The sequence below is a fragment of the Sphingomonas yabuuchiae genome (assembly GCF_001477495.1).
Lineage (GTDB): Bacteria > Pseudomonadota > Alphaproteobacteria > Sphingomonadales > Sphingomonadaceae > Sphingomonas > Sphingomonas yabuuchiae_A.
The window spans coordinates 91,262-108,614 of record NZ_LDTF01000004.1 but is presented as its reverse complement, the minus strand read 5'-3'; the positions used below and the strand labels follow the sequence as shown (position 1 = coordinate 108,614).

Below are 17,353 nucleotides of genomic sequence, written 5' to 3'. Positions count from 1 at the left end.
TTGGAGCTTTGGCAAAGGTCGCGCTAAAGGATGCGCGCAACCCGATTGTTCCACATCCTCTTAATCCGGCAGGGACCTGGCCGCATGGCAAGAAAATATTTCGGCACTGATGGCATTCGCGGCGCGACCAACGGCGCGGTCATGACGGCCGAGATGGCGATGAAGGTCGGCATGGCCGCCGGTGCCTATTTCCAGCGCGGCGACCATCGCCACCGCGTCGTGATCGGCAAGGACACCCGCCTGTCGGGCTATATGCTCGAATCGGCGCTGGTCGCGGGCTTCACCAGCGTCGGCATGGACGTGGTGATGCTCGGCCCGCTGCCGACGCCGGCGGTGGCGATGCTGACCCATTCGATGCGCGCCGATATCGGCGTGATGATCTCGGCCAGCCACAATCCCTTCGCCGACAACGGCATCAAGCTGTTCGGCCCGGACGGCTACAAGCTGTCCGACGAAGCCGAGGAATCGATCGAGGACCTGATCGAGCAGAAGGTGCCGCTGGTCCCTTCGGGCAAGATCGGCCGGGCGCGCCGGGTCGATGACGCGGCGGGCCGCTATATCCACTTCGCAAAGTCCACTTTCCCGCAATCGCTGCGCCTCGACGGGCTGCGCGTCGTGATCGATTGCGCCAATGGTGCCGCCTACAAGGTCGCGCCCGCCGCCCTGTGGGAACTGGGCGCGGATGTGGTGGCGATCGGCGTGACGCCCAACGGCACCAACATCAATGACGGCGTCGGCTCGACCGCGCCGCAGACGCTGGCCGAGACGGTGGTGGCCAGCGGCGCGGACATCGGCATCGCGCTGGACGGCGATGCCGACCGCCTGATCATTGTCGACGAGACCGGCGCGGTGGTCGATGGCGACCAGCTGATGGCGATGATCGCGACCAGCTATGCGCGCGAAGGGCGGCTGGCGGGCGGCGGCCTGGTCGCCACCGTCATGTCGAACCTGGGCCTGGAGCGGCATCTGGCCGCGCAGGGGCTGGGCCTGGTCCGCACCAAAGTCGGCGACCGCCACGTGCTCGAAGCCATGCGGACGCGCGGCTATAATGTCGGCGGCGAGCAGTCGGGGCATATCATCCTGTCCGACTATGCGCGCACCGGCGACGGGCTGGTCGCGGCACTTCAGGTGCTGGCCGAGCTGAAGCGCGCGGGTGCGCCCGCCAGCGAGGTGCTGCACCGCTTCGATCCGCTGCCGCAGCTCCTCAAAAATGTCCGCTTCGCGGGCGGCAAGCCGCTGGAGCATGAGAAGGTGCAGGGCGTCATCGCCGCCGCCGAGGCCGAACTGGCCGGGCGCGGCCGCCTGGTCATCCGCCCGTCGGGCACCGAGCCCGTCATCCGCGTGATGGCCGAAGGCGAGGACAAACGCCAGGTGGAGACGCTGGTGGACCGCATCTGCGACGTGGTGCGCGAGGTGGCCGCCTGATGCTGGAGATGCGTCCCGATTGCGAGCGCTGCGGCGCGGATCTGCCCCCAAGCCAGGGTGGCGCGTTCATCTGCTCGCTCGAATCCACCTATTGCGCCGAATGCGCCGATGATCTGGACGAGACCTGCCCCGATTGCGGCGGCGAACTGCTCGACCGGCCGACTCGGATGGGCCGGGTACTGAAGGCCAATCCCGCTTCGACGCAGCCCCGCTTTCGCGGCTGATCTCGACCCCGCCTGCCCGCTTCTCTATGCGGGAGGCCATCACTTTGAAGGAGTTTCCATGCCCCAGCTCGTCCTGATCCGCCACGGCCAGTCCGCCTGGAACCTGGAGAATCGCTTCACCGGCTGGTGGGACGTCGACGTGACGGCGCAAGGCGCGGCCGAGGCGCGCGCGGCGGGCGCGATGATGGCGGAGAAGGGCCTGGACTTCGACCTGACCTTCACCAGCCTGCAGACCCGCGCGATCAAGACGCTGAACCTGGCGCTGGAGACGATGGGCCGCCTCTGGCTGCCGACCGAGAAGCATTGGCGGCTGAACGAACGCCACTATGGCGGCCTGACCGGCCTGGACAAGGCGGAGACGGCGGCCAAGCATGGCGACGAGCAGGTGAAGATCTGGCGCCGCAGCTTCGACGTGCCCCCGCCCCCGGCCGAGGCGGGCGGCGAGTTCGATGTGTCGAACGATATCCGCTACAAGGGCATCGACGTGCCGCAGACGGAAAGCCTGAAGGACACGATCGCCCGCGTCCTGCCCTATTGGGAAGAGCGCATCGCACCCGCGCTGCGCGACGGCAACCGCGTGCTGATCTCGGCGCACGGCAACTCGCTGCGCGCGCTGGTCAAGCATCTGTCGAACATCCCGGACGACGAGATCACCGGCCTGGAAATCCCGACCGCGCAGCCGATCGTCTATGAGCTGGCCGACGACCTGACCCCGACCGACCGCTATTATCTGTCGGAACGCTGAGCGACCGGAAGACCGAGAGCCATCGCATCCAAGACCGTCTTTCGGTCGCTCATCCTCGCGTCATCGCGGCTTCGCGTGAACCAATTTTGATCTCACGCGGAGACGCGAGGGCGCGGAGAGATCCGGCGCGCGCCGGCGACGCCCTGCCGCCTCCGACACTCCCCTGTTCTGCCTGGCCTTCGATAGACCAGTCTTGCGGCTGGAGACGCCACCTCCGCGCCTCCGCGCGAACCAAAAAACCCACGCGAAAAGGTCCGAACGTATACGAGAGGTTGCCCCCCTCGCCCCGTCCCGCTAGTCAGCCCGCTTCCCCGGCGAAGGGGTCCAAGGGGCTAGGGCGGAAGAGCGGATATGGTGTCGGTCGGGATCATCATGGGGTCCACTTCGGACTGGGAAACCATGCGGCATGCCGCCGAGACTCTGGAGGCGCTGGGCGTCGCTCATGAGACCCGCGTCGTCTCCGCGCATCGCACGCCGCAGCGCCTGTACGACTATGCCACCGGCGCCGCCGATCGCGGGATCAAGGTCATCATCGCGGGCGCGGGCGGTGCGGCGCATCTGCCGGGCATGGCCGCGTCGATGACGCATCTGCCGGTACTGGGTGTGCCGGTCGAGTCCAAGGCGCTGAAGGGCATGGATAGCCTGCTCTCGATCGTCCAGATGCCCGGCGGCATTCCCGTCGGCACGCTGGCCATCGGCAAGGCGGGCGCGATCAATGCGGGCCTGCTCGCCGCATCGATCCTGTCGCTGTCGGACGAAAACCTCGCCGAGCGGCTGAAGGCGTGGCGCCAGCGCCAGACCGACAGCGTCGCCAACGATCCGCAGGGGTAAGCCAATGTTGAAGCCGGGTTCGACGATCGGGATATTGGGCGGCGGCCAGCTGGGCCGGATGCTGGCGGTGGCGGCGGCGCAGCTGGGCTATCGCACCCATGTGCTGGCCCCCGACGAGGAAAGCGTCGCGGCGCAGACCGCGTCCTCGCTGACCCGCGCCGATTATCACAACAAGGTCGTGTTGGCCGATTTCGTCGCGGCCTGCGACGTGGTGACCTACGAATTCGAGAATGTCGACGTGACGCCCGTCGAATGGCTGGCCGAGCGACTGCCCGTCCATCCCTCACCCGCCGCGCTCCGCGTCGCGCAGGACCGGATTGCCGAGAAGAGCTTCGTCGAGAAGGTCGGCGGTCGCCCCGCCCCCTGGGCGCCAGTGAACTGCGCCGCCGATCTGACCGAAGCGCTGGAGCGGATCGGCTGCCCCGCCATCCTGAAGACCACGCGGTTCGGCTATGACGGCAAGGGCCAGGTGCTCATCCGCGACATCGCCGAGGCGCCCGCCGCCTGGGAAGCGATTGGCGGCCCGGCGGTGCTCGAAGGGTTCATCCGGTTCAGCCACGAATTCTCGATCCTGATCGCGCGGGGGCCGGACGGCCGGACGGTCCGCTACGACCCGCCGCACAATGTCCATCGCGACGCGATCCTGCGCACCTCGACCTTACCCGCGCCGCCTGAAATCTCGGCGCAGGCCGAGGAAGCGACCGCGCTTGCCATCCGCATCGCCGAGGAACTGGGCTATGTCGGCGTGCTGGCCTGCGAGTTCTTCGCGACCGAGAACGGCCCCGTCTTCAACGAGATGGCCCCACGCGTTCACAATTCGGGCCATTGGACGATCGAGGGCGCCGAAACCTCGCAGTTCGAGAATCACATCCGCGCGATCTGCGGACTGCCGCTGGGCGATACGTCGCTGACCGGTGCGCACGTGCAGATGGAAAACCTGATCGGCGACGATGCGTGGGAGTCCGCGTTGACCGAGAAGGGCACGCATCTGCACCTCTACGGCAAGGGCGAGTCACGGCCCGGCCGCAAGATGGGGCATATCACGCGCGTGGTGCGTTAAGTCCGGTCGCGATCGCAGGATGCCCTGAAATGGCGCCCCTCCCTTCAGGGGGAGGGGCTCGCGTTGGCTCCATGCGATGTCATCGCGGTCTAAGGTCGCTTTTTGACATCGAAGGTCACGGGCACCAGCACCTGGGCCTGATAGACCTCATCGCCCTTCATCACCGGGCGGATGCGGAATTTCGGGTAGAGTCCCAGCGCCGCCGCACCGAAACCGCTTCCTCTCGGCCGTTCGGCGGCAATCGAACAGCTTTTGGGTCGGCCAGGCGTCGGGACGAAGCAGAGCAGAACTGCCACGCCGCTGACCCCGCCGTTTCGCGCCATCCGGGGAAAGGCCTCGTCGATCAGGTCCTGGGGCGGTTTTTCGATCCACTCGGCCAGCGCGAAGCGGAGCCTTCCCTCGCCCGGTCCATCCCCGTCACCGCGTCCGTTCCCGGTTCCATGCCCCTCACCACCGGTGCCACATCCGCTGGCGATCCCGACGCCCCGGCCATCCGACGCCGCCGTTCCGGCGCGCAGCGGCAGGTCGGTGCTGAACTCCGCGGCGGGCGCAGGCCGATCGACCCGGTCGAACCGCGCCGGAGCGGCGGCGGCCGGTGCCGCCTGCTCGGCCACAGGTGCCCTTGTCGGACGCGGCGATCCACCCCCGGCGGTGGGTCGCAGGACCGCGCTCTCTTGCTTGACCGGTCGGGCGGCGACCGGCGGCTGCGCGACGGGCACGAGCGGCGGGTCCGGCGGGCGCGGCAGGTCGAACAGGTTCAGCGGGGGGCGCTCGGCCGGAGTCGTCGAGGGCTGCGGCGCGCCCCAGAGCAGCAGCGCCACGAACGCGACATGAACCATCGCCGTGGCCATGACGGCCGTCCGCCGTCGCCCGCCATCCGGCCCGATCGAAGCGCTGACCTGCATCACGATATTCTCCCGCTCGGAAGGATCACCGCGATGCTGATTTCGGTCAAGCCCTGGCCCACTCCTCGCCCACCCGGCGCAGCACGTCGAGCGGTACGCGGCCATGGCGCAGGACGGCGGTGTGGAATGCCTTCAGGTCGAAACGGTCGCCCTGTTGCTTCTTCGCGGAATCGCGAATGTCCACGAACACCGAATGGCCCAGCTTGTAACTCGCCGCCTGGCCGGGATTGACGCAGTAACGCTCCACCTCGCGCGTGGCGAAGCCCTCCGCCTCGCCCTCGGCCTCGACGAAGTGGCGGATCGCCTGTTCGCGGGTCCAGCGCAAATGGTGCAGCCCAGTGTCGACGACACAGCGATTGGCGCGGAACAGCAGGAACTTCAGATAACCCAGTTGCCCCAGCGGATCGTCGTCATACATGCCGATCTCGTCCGCCAGCTGCTCGGCATAGAGCGCCCAGCCCTCGCCATAGCCCGAAAAACCGTTGATCTTGCGGATCAGCGGCAGTCGCGTGTTGGACAGCGCAAGGCCGCTCTCCATCTGATGGCCCGGCAGCCCTTCGTGATAGACGGTCGTCGCCAGGCAGAATTTGGGCCAGTCGGCGCTGTCCTTCAGGTTGAAATAGACGAGGCCCGGGCGCGAACCATCGATGGCCGGGGCCTGCGCAAAGGCCGCCGCCGCGCCCGCCTCGGTCTGGGGCGGCACACGGCGCACCTCGAATCCGTAAGGCGGGATACGCTCGAACACCTGCGGCAGGCGGGTGCGGATCGCGTCCAGTCGCGCGTTGCAATAGGCGATGGCCGCGCGCTTGCCCTCGTCGGTATTGGGATAGAGCTGATCGGCATTCTTGTAGAGCGCGGCCATGCGCTGGCCGACCGTTCCCTTGGTGTAGCCCTGCTTCTTCAGCAGCGTATCGAGCCGCGCGGACAGCATCGCCGCCTGCTCGCGGCCGAAGCGGTGCACCTCGTCGGGCGAGAAGCTGGTCGTCGTATTGGCCTTCAGCGCCACGGGATAATAGGCCGCGCCCTCACGCAGTTTCCAGACGCCCGCGTCATGCGTGGCCTTTGTGCGCAACTGCCGAGCATAGGCGATCTGGCGGTCGAGCGCGGGCAGGACTTCGGCGTCGTAGATCGTCCTGGCCTGTATGGCGTAGCGATCGCCCAGCCCCTTTTCGGCGGTGCGGCGCACGAGCGACTGAACGACCAGCGCCTGCTCGGCGGGCTGGCGCGTCTTGCCCATCTGTTCGAGCGCTAGGTCCAATATGAAGTCGGGCGGCACCACGCCCTGCTCCGCATCATGGCGCATCCGCTCGGTCTGCGCATCGATCTGCCGGGCGAAGGCGCGCAGCCGCATCAGATAGGCGTCGGCATCGCCAGCACCCGCGATCTTGTGCTTGGTGTCGAGGAAGTCGGGGACCGACTGATACGCGCCCGATAGCTGCGACACGACATAGGGGCTGGGGCCGTAGGAGCTGCCGCCGAAATCGAACGCCTGCACCGCCTCTGCCGAGCGGCGGGTGTAGAGGATCGATTCCAGGTCGATCCGCTCCTCGGGCGACAGGGTGGCAGGGTCGATCGCCTGCAACCGGGTCAGATCGGCCTTGGTCGCAGCCTTGGCCACGGCGATTCCGGCGGGCGACTGGTCGGAAAGCTGGCTGCGCAGATCGGCATTCGCCCCGGTGTCGAGGCCGAGATTTGTCGCGGCTTCGGGGCTGCGGCGGAGCTGCTCTTGGACCAGCGTGTCGAACAGGGCGGTCAGTCGGGTGGAGGGCGTGGCCTGCGCCACGACGCCTTCGCTGCCCGCCGCCACGGCCAGTGCCGCCGATCCGCCCAGGAAATGCCGACGGTCTATCATGCTGGTCCCCTTTTTTGGTTTTCAGGGGTCAGCGTAACGGGATTGGACGGGAATTGAAGCGGTTATGTGGTTGGCGTTTCGGCGTGGGCTTCGACTTCGCTCAGCCCCCAAAGAAAAAGGGCGGCCCGTCCTCCGACGCACCGCCCTTCCCCATCTCAAGGCGCGAAACTCACCCCGCGCGCGTGCCCGACAGCGGGAAGCTGCCGAACGCGCCTGCCCCGACCGAGCCGGTCAGCGTGTCGCCATCGGCGGTCGCTTCGCAGTCCAGCGTCATCGGCATCGGCGAGGAGATCGACATCTTCCACGTGATCGTGTTGCCCGACACGTCGCCCTCGATCTCCATCGCGCCCATCTGGCCGCCGCCGGAACCGGTAAAGCGATCGCCCTCGGTCGTGACCGTCAACGTCATTTCCTGATCGCCCAGCGGCGACTTGACGATGCAGTTCCAGGTCCCGTCGATATCCGCCATTCTCACTCTCCCTTATTGTGCCGCCGGGGCGGTCGCGACGATCGCCGATGGTTCGATCACCTCGACCGGCAGGCCCAGCGTGTCGAGCTGCGGCTTGACCGTCTTGGCATCGCCGACCACCACCCAGACGAAGTTCTTGGGGTTCAACGCCGTCTGGATCGACTTGTTCAGCTCGGACAGGGTCATCGCCTGATAACGCTGCGTGATCGTCGCATAATAATCGTCCGGGCGACGGTACAGGTCGTTGGTCTGCATCGCCGACAGAACCGCGCCGGAGGTTTCGAAATTGCCCGACAGCGAACGGATCGCGCCGGTGATCGCGCGGTCATACTCGACCTGGTCCATCGGTTTGGTGGTCAGGAACTCGGCCACGTCGGTGCGCAGCGCGTCGATCGACGGGCCGGTCTTGTCCGCCTGAACCGGCGCCGACATGACATAGGGCGCCGCGAATTCCGACGTCTGGAACCCGCCCCGCACGCCGTAGGACCAATGCTTGTTCTCGCGGATATCGGTGTTGATCCGGCTGAGGAAGCTGCCGCCCAGCGCGTCGTTCGCCGTGTTCTGGAGCAGCAGGTCGTCCACCCCCTTCAGCGCGGTCGGCGCGCCCGCCAGGATCATCGACTGCGGGCTGTCGGGCCGGTTCACCAGCACGATCTTCGGCGCGGAGGGCTGGCCCGCGGTGAAGCTCTTCACGCCCGCCGTACCGGTGCCCTTCCAGTCGCCGAACACCCGGTCGAGCGCCGCCTTCACCTCGGCCAGCGGACGGTCCGAGGTGACGAAGATCTTCGCCTTGTCGGGACGCAGCCAGGCCTGCTGGAATGCGACCAGCTGCTCGCGGGTCATCGCCGCGACCGCTGTCGGATCACCCGCCCCTTGCGCCTTGGCATAGGGGCTGGTCGGCCCATAGACGAGCGGCGGCAGCACGCGGCCCGCCAGCCCCTGCGGGCTGGTCAGCTCCTGCTTGATGCCGGCCAGCGTCTGCGCCTTCACCCGCGCCAGTTCGGGATCGGGGAAGGCCGGATTGCGCAGGATGTCGGCATAAAGGTCGAGCGCGGGGGCCAGGTTGATGCTCGGCACGTCCAGCCCGACGACGGTGCGGTCGTTCGACGCGCTCGACCCGATCGTCGCGCCCAGCCGTTCCTGCTCCTCTGCGATGGCGATGGTGTTGCGATGGGTCGTGCCCTCGTCGAGCATCGCCTGCACCATGCGCTGCGTGCCCAGCTTGCCGGGCACGTCGGCGGCGATACCGGCATCGAACGATGTCGCGATCTGCGTGACCGGCACGGCGGTGCGCTGGGCGTAGATCAGCTCGATACCATTGGCCAGGCGGCTGCGCTGGACGGCGGGGAAGCTCAGCGGCTTGACCTGTCCGACATCGGGCAGGGCCCCGCGCGTGCCCTTGGGCGCCTGCTCGGGGGCAGCGGGCACATCGGCGCGCGGCGGCACCTTGGCCTCTTCATAGGCGTCCCGCGCACCCGGCACGACGGTCAGGGTATAGGCGGGGCGCGACAGCCACTTGTTGGCCGCTGCCTTGACGGTCGCGGGTGTCTGCGCGGCGATCCCCTCCAGCTGCTTCTTATATTTGCCGGGATCGTTCGAGTAGAGCGTCCCCTCGGCCAGCGCGACCGCCTTGCCGCCGAAGCCGCCGACCGATTCCAGCCCCTGGACGCGGCCCGACACGAAACGGGTCACGGCGCGCTGCACCTCATCGGCGGTCGGGCCGTTCTTCAGGAAGTCGGCCAGGATCTCGTCCATCCGCTTGCTGACCACTGCCGGATCGACGCCGGGACGGACGATCGCCGTCATGTTGAACATGCCGACCTGCGAGAAGGGCCGGTCGCTCGCCGACACCTGCACCGCCAGCTTTTCCTGCTTCACCAGGATATTGTCGAGCCGCGACGAGGCGAGCCCGCCCAGCACCGACCCCGCCACGACCAGCGACGCGGTTTCGGGATCGTTCAACCCCGGCACCGCCCAGTTGCGGCTGATCATGACGGCGGCGACTCGGTCCTTCATCACCTCGTTGACGGGCGCGGGCAGCGTCGGGATGGTGACGGTCGGCAGGACGCTCTTGGGACCCGGCTGGATCGCGCCGAAATACTTCTCGACCAGGGGCTTGGCGGTGGCGACGTCGATATCCCCCGCCAGCACCAGCACGGCGTTGTTCGGACCGTAATGGCTGCGGAACCAGTCCTTGACCGTCTCCAGCGAGGCCTGGTCGAGGTCCGCCATCGAACCGATGGTCGAATGGGCGTACGGATGCCCCTCGGGGAACAGGCCGCTCAGGACCTTATACTGAGTCAGGCCATAAGGCTGGTTGTCGCCCTGGCGCTTCTCGTTCTGGACGACGCCGCGCTGCTCGTCGAGCACCCCTTGCGTCACCGCGCCGAGCAGATAGCCCATGCGGTCCGATTCCAGGAACAGCGCCCGGTCGAGCGCGGCGGTCGGCACCGTCTCGAAATAATTGGTCCGATCGAAATAGGTGGTGCCGTTATAGTCGGTGGCGCCCACGGACTTGAGCGGCGCGAAGAAGTCGCCCGGCGCGTTTTCCGAGCCGTTGAACATCAGATGCTCGAACAGATGCGCAAAGCCCGTCTTGCCCTTGGGCTCATGCTTCGACCCGACGTCGTACCATACGCTCACTGCGACCACGGGCGCCTTGCGGTCGGTATGAACGACGACGCGCAGGCCGTTCTTCAGGGTGAAGGTCTGATAGGGGATGTCGACCGCCTTCACGAGCGCCGAGACCGGCGCGGGCTTGGCGGCGGCCACGGTCTTCGGCGCGGCTTGGGCCAGGATGGCCTGCCCCGGCACGACGAACGCAAGGGCGGCGGCGCCGGTCAGCGCCACGGACTTGATACGCATCTTTTTGAGTCTCCCCACTCAGGTGTATGGTCCGAGCATAGCGCCCGCGCGGCGGACCGCAATCCGGCGTGACGCACGGATTTCGTCAGGAAAGGCTTTGGACCCTTTCGTTATCGAAACGGCCATCCCATGTTGCGGACAGGAAATTCCGCCCACCCCTTGTGTTGCCAAAATGCAACACCATCTGACCTGGAAAGCGACAGGAAGACCAGATGAACCTCGAAAAATTCACCGACCGCGCGAAAGGCTTTCTCCAAGCCGCGCAGACCGTGGCGATCCGCAACAGCCATCAGCGCATCGCCCCCGAACATCTCCTCAAGGCGCTGATCGAGGACGATCAGGGCATGGCGTCCGGCCTGATCCAGGCGGCCGGCGGCGATGCCAAGCGCGTCGAGCGCGAGACCGATGCGGCGCTGGCCAAAATTCCGGCGGTCTCCGGCTCGGGTGCACAGAGCTCGCCCGGCCTCGACAACGACCTGGTCCGCGTGCTCGACCAGGCCGAACAGGTTGCGCAGAAGGCAGGCGACAGCTTCGTCACCGTCGAGCGGTTGCTGCTGGCCCTGGCGCTCGCCTCCACCACGGCGGCGGGCAAGGCGCTGGCGGCGGGCGGGGTGAACCCGCAAGCCCTGAACGGCGCGATCGAACAGCTGCGCCAAGGCCGCACCGCCGACACGGCGGGTGCGGAGGATCGGTATGATGCGCTCAAGAAGTTCGCCCGCGACCTCACGCAAGTGGCGCGAGACGGTAAGCTCGATCCCGTCATCGGCCGCGACGAGGAAATCCGCCGCACGATCCAGATCCTCGCGCGCCGGACCAAGAACAACCCTGCGCTGATCGGCGAACCCGGCGTCGGCAAGACTGCGATCGCGGAAGGGCTGGCACTGCGTATCGCCAATGGCGACGTGCCGGACACGCTCAAGGACCGCAAGCTGATGGCGCTCGACATGGGCGCGCTGATCGCGGGTGCCAAATATCGCGGCGAGTTCGAGGAGCGGCTGAAGGGCGTGCTCGACGAGGTGAAGGCCGCCGAGGGCGACATCATCCTGTTCATCGACGAGATGCACACGCTCATCGGCGCAGGGAAAGGCGACGGGGCGATGGACGCCTCCAACCTGCTCAAGCCTGCCCTTGCGCGCGGTGAGCTGCATTGCGTCGGCGCGACCACGCTGGACGAGTATCGCAAGTACGTCGAGAAGGACCCCGCGCTCCAGCGGCGGTTCCAGCCGGTCTTCGTCGGCGAGCCCACGGTCGAGGACACCATCTCGATCCTGCGTGGCCTGAAGGAGAAATACGAACTCCATCACGGCGTGCGCATCACCGACGGCGCGCTGGTGGCGGCGGCGACCTTGTCCAACCGCTACATCACCGACCGCTTCCTGCCCGACAAGGCGATCGACCTGATGGACGAGGCCGCCAGCCGCATCCGCATGGAGGTGGAGTCCAAGCCCGAGGAGATCGAGACGCTCGACCGCCGCATCCTGCGCCTGAAGATCGAGCGCGAGGGGCTGCGCCGCGAGAGCGACGCGGCCAGCATCGACCGGCTCGGTCATCTGGAGGAGGAACTCGCCAATCTCGAGGAACAGTCGCACACGCTGACCCAGCGCTGGCAGGCCGAGAAGGACAAGATCGCGGGCGAAGCGAAGCTGAAGGAACAGCTAGACCAGGCGCGCATCGAACTCGACCAGGCGCAGCGCAACGGTGATCTCGCCAAGGCGGGCGAGCTCTCCTATGGTCGCATCCCGCAGCTGGAAAAGCAGCTGGCCGAGGCGCAGTCCGCAACCGAGGGCGCGATGCTGCGCGAGGAAGTCACCGCCGACGATATCGCGGGCGTGGTCAGCCGCTGGACCGGCGTGCCGGTCGATCGGATGCTCCAGGGCGAGCGCGAGAAGCTGCTGCGCATGGAGGAGGTGATCGGCAAGCGCGTCATCGGACAGGAGGACGCGGTCCGCGCCGTCTCCACCGCCGTCCGCCGGGCACGCGCCGGGCTGCAGGACCCGAACCGGCCGCTGGGCTCGTTCCTGTTCCTGGGGCCGACGGGCGTCGGCAAGACCGAGCTGACCAAGGCACTCGCCGAGTTCCTGTTCGACGATCCCAGCGCGATGGTGCGTATCGACATGAGCGAGTTCATGGAGAAGCACAGCGTCGCCCGGCTGATCGGCGCTCCTCCCGGCTATGTCGGCTATGAGGAAGGCGGCGTCCTGACCGAGGCGGTGCGCAGGCGCCCCTATCAGGTCGTGCTGTTCGACGAGGTGGAGAAGGCGCATGGCGACGTGTTCAACGTGCTGCTCCAGGTGCTGGACGACGGCCGCCTGACCGATGGTCAGGGGCGAACGGTCGACTTCTCGAACACGCTCATCATCCTGACCTCCAACCTGGGCAGCCAGTATCTGGCGGCGGTCGAGGACGGGCAGAGCGTCGAGAGCGTCGAGCCGCAGGTGATGGAGATCGTGCGCGGTCATTTCCGCCCCGAATTCCTCAACCGGCTGGACGAGATCATCCTGTTCCACCGTCTGGGCCAGAGCCATATGGGCCCGATCGTCGACATCCAGGTCGGCCGCGTCGCCAAGCTGCTCAGCGATCGCAAGATCGCGCTGCACCTGACCGACGCCTCGCGCGAATGGCTGGGCCGGGTGGGCTATGACCCGGTTTACGGCGCAAGGCCCCTGCGTCGCGCGGTCCAGCGCCACCTCCAGGACCCGCTGGCCGAGGAGATCCTGCGCGGGAATGTGAAGGACGGATCGACCGTCACCGTCGACGAGGGCGACGGCAAGCTGGCGTTGTCGGTCGCCTGACCCTGTGCGAGGCCGGGAAACCATCCCGGCCTCACCCTCCTCAGGCCGGAACCGGCCCGCGCCGCAACCAGCCAGTGATCGCATAACGGCGATAGGGTGCGGCGCGGGTTACTTCCGACACGCTGTGCGGTTGCGGCACGGCGAAGATGTTGAGCGTGTTGAACTGCGGCACCCAGGCTTCCGCCGCATCGCCTTGTGCGGGATGGAATAGCAGGAGGCCTCCCCATTCGCACCGCCACGCGGGCGTCAGCCCCAACACATAGGCCGCCATCCTGTTCTTGCCCGCCACGCCGTCGTCATGGCCGGTCAGGAAATCTCCGGGCGCATAGGCCGTCGCCTGGGCATCGGCCATGGCAACCGCATCGTCGCCGACGATTTTGCGAAACAGATCAAGCCTCGCCCCCTGCGACATCCAGCGGGCGAAGGCCGCCAACGGATCGTCGCTCGCGACCCGCGCGGCCTCGGCGTCGGGCGTGCGAATGGTCTCATAGCGATATTGGAAGCCGTTGCGCGCGCCCGCATAGACGGCATCGTCCAGCGCCTGCCGCTGCTCCGCACTCATCCCCTGGCGCATCGCGCGATCCAGTTCGAACAGGCGATCGCCACTGTTCACCACCTGACGCCAGTCGCCACGCTGGCGCAGATGCTCATGCCACCAGATCGCGCATTCGTCGGTCAGGATAGCGGGGATCCGCACCCGCCCGTCCCGCGCGAAGTCCCGGGCCAGGCGACCGGGGTCCAGGGACGGATTGAGCTGAAGCGGTGGTCGATTCATGGCGCGACTGTTCAACGATTCGCCATCCGTCAGCAACCGTAAACGGGCGCGATCGATCGCGGGGCCCCCAGCCGAAAAAGGGGCGGCCCGTCAAGGACCGCCCCGGAGTGGGATTCGCCGAGGCGAACCCGGGGGTTAGAAGTTCACGCCGAACTGGATACGCGCCGAGCGGCCCGCATTGTACGACGTCGGCAGCGAGTAGACCGGCTGCGGCGCACCGGCCGAGGTCGTACCCGTTTCCTGCAGGCGCAGGACCGGCCTCGAATTGAAGACGTTGAACACCGACAGACGGACAAAGCCGTTGAAGGCGTCGGTCGGCACGGCCACCGTCGCGTCGAGGTTCAGCAGCGCCAGCCAGTCCGACTTGAGCTGCGAACCGCGGTTCACGACCTGCAACGTGCTGGGACGTGCACCGCCCGCCCGGTTGAACGGGTCGTTGATGACGGTGAAGCCCGCCGGATTACGAACGACCGATCCGTTAACGAGGTTACAATAGGCGCCGCTGGTCGTGTAATACAGACCGGTGATGCCGCCCGGGGCCGTCGCGTCATAATCGGCACTCGCCGGCGGACGACCATAGCAGCCGAACTTGCGCGGTGCACTGACCGAGCCGTTGAAGCTGAGCGTCAGCCAGTCCGCGAACTTGTACGAACCCCATGCCTTGAAATTGTGGCGGCGATCGTTGGGCAGATACCCGAAAGTGCCGTTGACCAGCACCGGAAGGTCGAAGGCCGTCGTCAGACCGGCGTCGGACTGTGCATTGTCCGACCGGACGCCGCCTTCGATGTTCCCGTAATTCTTCGAGTAGGTGTAGTTCGCGTTCAGCGACCACTTGCCGTCCCATTCCCGCTCGAACGTGAGGTTGACGCCGCGATAGGTACGCTGCGCCCGCGGATATTGCAGCGACGCCGCCGACAACGTCACGGTCCGCGGGTTTGCCTCGCCCGGCAGCGGATCGCTCAGCGTGACCGCCACGTCGCGGCCCGGATTGATCAGGGCGAACTGATGGACGCCGTTCCAAATCGAACGGCAATCCGCCGCCGCCTTGCCCTGCGAGATGCAGTAGGGGATGATCGCCTGGTCGAGCGCGGCATCTTCCAGCGAGTTGTTCAGCTTCGTCTGAATGAAGTTGAAGCCCACCTTGATCCGGTTGCCGAGTCGACGTTCCACGCCGAAGACGATCTCGTCGACCGACTGCGGCTTCAGGTTGGATGCCACCACCGAGGCCGTGCTCGGCACGGTTCCGTCGTTGCGCAGGGTGCAGGCCGTGCCAGCGGGCGAATTGTTCGGACAGGCGGTAAAGCCAGCGCCGGTGGTGATCGGCGCGCCCAGGATCGGCGTGTTGTCGGCCATCAGCCCGGCGAACTGGTAATAGGCGTCATAGTCGAGTTCGCCGCCGGCCAGTCGGACATTGGTATTCACGGCGACGGGGATGAAGTAACGGCTATAGGACCCGAAGAACTTGGTGCGGCCATCGCCCAGCGGATCGATGCTGGCGCCCAGGCGCGGCGCCCACTGGTTCTTGGCGAGGAAGAAGGTCTGCCCGTCGCCATTCTTGTTCTCGAACCGATCGTTACGAACGCCGAGGTTCAGGTTCAGGCGATCATTGAGCAGATGCCAGTCGTCCTGAACATAGAAGGCCGTATTGCGGGTCGAGAACTGGCCACCCGTGCGGAACACACGCCCCTTGATATAGCTCGTGCCGCCCGGCAGCCCGATGACCGGATCGATCGTGGTTGCCGCGCCCGAAGCCGTCAGCAGCGTATATTGCGCGCCACCATTGGCAACGCTGATCGAATTTTCGTCGAGGTCTTCCCGGTCGTAACCGCCACGAATGTGATGCGATCCCAGCAGTTCGAACCGGACATCGGCATCCGCGCGATAGAAGGTGCGCTTGTCGAAATTCAACGATGCGTTGCTCAGCGTGTTGCCAATGCCGCTATTGGCCCCGTTCCGCTGGTCGGTCACCGACGGGAGATTGGGCAGGCTCGACTCGGTGGTATCGCGGTTCTTGTTGACGCCGTACGCCGCCGACAGGGTCAGCCACTGCGTGAAGCTGCCCGTATAGCGGAAGACGTAGTTTTCACCGCCCGACTGGTAGATGTTGGTGGCGATGTACCCACCCGGATTATTGGTGTTCAGATTGTAGCGCAGCCCGCTCGCCAGCGTGTAGCGGCTGGTGCCGTAGACATTCTCGATCCGACGACCGGTGGTGTTCCAATAGGTCGCCTCGAGCCGCTGGCCGTCGACGATGACCGCGTCGATCTTGCCACCCCAGAACGGGCTGGTGTTGCGGTTCTGGCTGTAGGAGGTGCCGACGATCTGCTGGTTGAAGGTGTTCAGATCGGCGAAATTGGCACACAGCGCCGGATTGCTGGCGCAACCATTGGCCCCCGTGCCGGTGGCCGATGCAACGCCGGTATAGCCCTGGCCATCGCGAATATCGCGGGCATTGTAGAGGCCATAGAAGAACAGATGGTCCTTGATGATCGGACCCGAAAGCTGTGCGATGAACTCGTGGCGATCCGAATAATAGGAATCATTGTCCGCCGCGTAGGTGTTGCGCGTCTTCGACATGAGGCTGTTCGGCTGCCAGTTGAACAGCACGCCGCCATGCCACTCGTTCGAGCCGGACTTGGTGGTGCTGTTGATCATGCCGCCCGTGAAGCGACCGAACTCCGCCGGGATACCGCCGATCTTGGTCTGCACCGTCTGATAGAATTCGAACGGGACACCCGCCGCACCCAGCCCGTTGCGGAACTGCGTGACGTTCAGGCCATTGATATAATAGACGTTCTCGGAGATCGACGCACCGTTGATCGACGGAAGCGCCGCAAAGCGATTGTCGCCGCCGACGGCGCCCGGCGCCAGCAGCACGACCGACGTCAGATCGCGGCTCACCGGGACGCGGGTCGCCAGGTCCGCAACGTCGACGGTCTGGCCGATGGTGTTGCTGCTGAAATCGACGACCTGCACGCGCCCCGCGGTCACGACGATGTCGCCGCCGTTTTCAGGATTCACCGGCTGAAGATTGAACTGGTTCGCGGCACGCCCCTGAATCAGGCGCACCGCGGGATCGGTGAAGCTGTCGAAGCCGTCCGCGCTGATCGTGAAGCTGTAGGTCCCCTGCGGCAGCGCCGTGATCACGTAGGAGCCATCGGGTTGCGTCGTCGCGCTGCGGCTGAAGCCCTGAGCCGTCGACGTTACCGTGACCGTCGCACCGCCGATGGCCTTGCCATCCGTGCCGATGACGCGGCCGGTTGCGTTCACCTGCGTATAGTCCTGCGCGGCGGCCGGAGCGACCGCCACCATGCTGCCCACGCCCGCACCGATGATCGCCAGCGCCTGAAGCGCCGCGCCGTGGCGCAGCACGGCCTTCGAGAAAAATCCTCTTTCCGTCACGTCCTGTT

Annotated in this window: 12 protein-coding genes; 6 read left to right on the top strand and 6 right to left on the bottom strand. The window is 66.5% G+C overall.

Going from position 1 to position 17,353, the window contains the following annotated elements:
* Positions 1-84 precede the first annotated feature (84 nt).
* The 5 genes from glmM (at position 85) to NS355_RS00865 (ending at position 4,285) form a co-directional block, all read left to right on the top strand.
* Positions 85-1,425 carry a phosphoglucosamine mutase gene (glmM, locus tag NS355_RS00885; RefSeq protein WP_058743925.1) on the top strand — a complete coding sequence of 447 codons (1,341 nt, stop codon included), beginning with the start codon at positions 85-87 and terminating at the stop codon, positions 1,423-1,425.
* Positions 1,425-1,649: a DUF1272 domain-containing protein gene (locus NS355_RS00880; RefSeq protein WP_058743924.1), complete on the top strand. Its 225-nt coding sequence runs from the start codon at positions 1,425-1,427 to the stop codon at positions 1,647-1,649. Before glmM ends, NS355_RS00880 begins: the two co-directional genes overlap by 1 nt.
* 58 nt (positions 1,650-1,707) lie before the next feature.
* A complete protein-coding gene (gene gpmA / locus NS355_RS00875; RefSeq protein ID WP_056432082.1) occupies positions 1,708-2,394 on the top strand; it encodes a 2,3-diphosphoglycerate-dependent phosphoglycerate mutase in 687 nt (228 codons plus the stop codon).
* Between the two features lie 372 nt (positions 2,395-2,766).
* Positions 2,767-3,225, top strand: coding sequence for a 5-(carboxyamino)imidazole ribonucleotide mutase (purE, locus tag NS355_RS00870; protein ID WP_244489505.1), 459 nt, complete (start codon positions 2,767-2,769; stop codon positions 3,223-3,225).
* Positions 3,226-3,229: 4 nt separating this feature from the next.
* Positions 3,230-4,285, top strand: coding sequence for a 5-(carboxyamino)imidazole ribonucleotide synthase (locus tag NS355_RS00865; RefSeq protein ID WP_058743922.1), 1,056 nt, complete (start codon positions 3,230-3,232; stop codon positions 4,283-4,285).
* A gap of 89 nt (positions 4,286-4,374) precedes the next feature.
* On the opposite strand, the gene NS355_RS00860 is transcribed toward NS355_RS00865, so the two are convergent.
* The 4 genes from NS355_RS00860 to NS355_RS00845 all read right to left on the bottom strand — a co-directional run bounded on the left by NS355_RS00860 (position 4,375) and on the right by NS355_RS00845 (position 10,376).
* A complete protein-coding gene (locus tag NS355_RS00860) occupies positions 4,375-5,193 on the bottom strand; it encodes an energy transducer TonB (protein ID WP_153007971.1) in 819 nt (272 codons plus the stop codon).
* 43 nt (positions 5,194-5,236) lie between these two features.
* A complete protein-coding gene (locus NS355_RS00855) occupies positions 5,237-7,042 on the bottom strand; it encodes a DUF885 domain-containing protein (protein WP_058743920.1) in 1,806 nt (601 codons plus the stop codon).
* A gap of 169 nt (positions 7,043-7,211) precedes the next feature.
* Positions 7,212-7,511, bottom strand: coding sequence for a hypothetical protein (locus tag NS355_RS00850; protein WP_058743919.1), 300 nt, complete (start codon positions 7,509-7,511; stop codon positions 7,212-7,214).
* A gap of 12 nt (positions 7,512-7,523) precedes the next feature.
* Complete coding sequence (locus NS355_RS00845; protein WP_058743918.1) at positions 7,524-10,376, bottom strand: M16 family metallopeptidase; 2,853 nt, start codon at positions 10,374-10,376, stop codon at positions 7,524-7,526.
* Between the two features lie 212 nt (positions 10,377-10,588).
* Here NS355_RS00845 and clpB point away from each other — a divergent pair, with 212 nt between their 5' ends.
* A complete protein-coding gene (gene clpB / locus NS355_RS00840) occupies positions 10,589-13,168 on the top strand; it encodes an ATP-dependent chaperone ClpB (protein ID WP_058743917.1) in 2,580 nt (859 codons plus the stop codon).
* 40 nt (positions 13,169-13,208) lie between these two features.
* On the opposite strand, the gene NS355_RS00835 is transcribed toward clpB, so the two are convergent.
* Both NS355_RS00835 and NS355_RS00830 read right to left on the bottom strand, forming a co-directional pair.
* Positions 13,209-13,943 carry a 2OG-Fe(II) oxygenase gene (locus NS355_RS00835; RefSeq protein WP_058743962.1) on the bottom strand — a complete coding sequence of 245 codons (735 nt, stop codon included), beginning with the start codon at positions 13,941-13,943 and terminating at the stop codon, positions 13,209-13,211.
* A 135-nt stretch (positions 13,944-14,078) separates the two neighbouring features.
* On the bottom strand, positions 14,079-17,345 hold the full coding sequence (locus NS355_RS00830) for a TonB-dependent receptor (RefSeq protein ID WP_153007970.1): 3,267 nt from the start codon (positions 17,343-17,345) through the stop codon (positions 14,079-14,081).
* Between the last annotated feature and the right edge of the window lie 8 nt (positions 17,346-17,353).

Coding starts and splice junctions, on each gene's coding strand:
- glmM (WP_058743925.1), top strand. CDS start 85: ATGGCAAGAAAATATTTCGGCACTGATGGCATTCGCGGCGCGACCAAC.
- NS355_RS00880 (WP_058743924.1), top strand. CDS start 1,425: ATGCTGGAGATGCGTCCCGATTGCGAGCGCTGCGGCGCGGATCTGCCC.
- gpmA (WP_056432082.1), top strand. CDS start 1,708: ATGCCCCAGCTCGTCCTGATCCGCCACGGCCAGTCCGCCTGGAACCTG.
- purE (WP_244489505.1), top strand. CDS start 2,767: ATGGGGTCCACTTCGGACTGGGAAACCATGCGGCATGCCGCCGAGACT.
- NS355_RS00865 (WP_058743922.1), top strand. CDS start 3,230: ATGTTGAAGCCGGGTTCGACGATCGGGATATTGGGCGGCGGCCAGCTG.
- NS355_RS00855 (WP_058743920.1), bottom strand. CDS start 7,042: ATGATAGACCGTCGGCATTTCCTGGGCGGATCGGCGGCACTGGCCGTG.
- NS355_RS00850 (WP_058743919.1), bottom strand. CDS start 7,511: ATGGCGGATATCGACGGGACCTGGAACTGCATCGTCAAGTCGCCGCTG.
- NS355_RS00845 (WP_058743918.1), bottom strand. CDS start 10,376: ATGCGTATCAAGTCCGTGGCGCTGACCGGCGCCGCCGCCCTTGCGTTC.
- clpB (WP_058743917.1), top strand. CDS start 10,589: ATGAACCTCGAAAAATTCACCGACCGCGCGAAAGGCTTTCTCCAAGCC.
- NS355_RS00835 (WP_058743962.1), bottom strand. CDS start 13,943: ATGAATCGACCACCGCTTCAGCTCAATCCGTCCCTGGACCCCGGTCGC.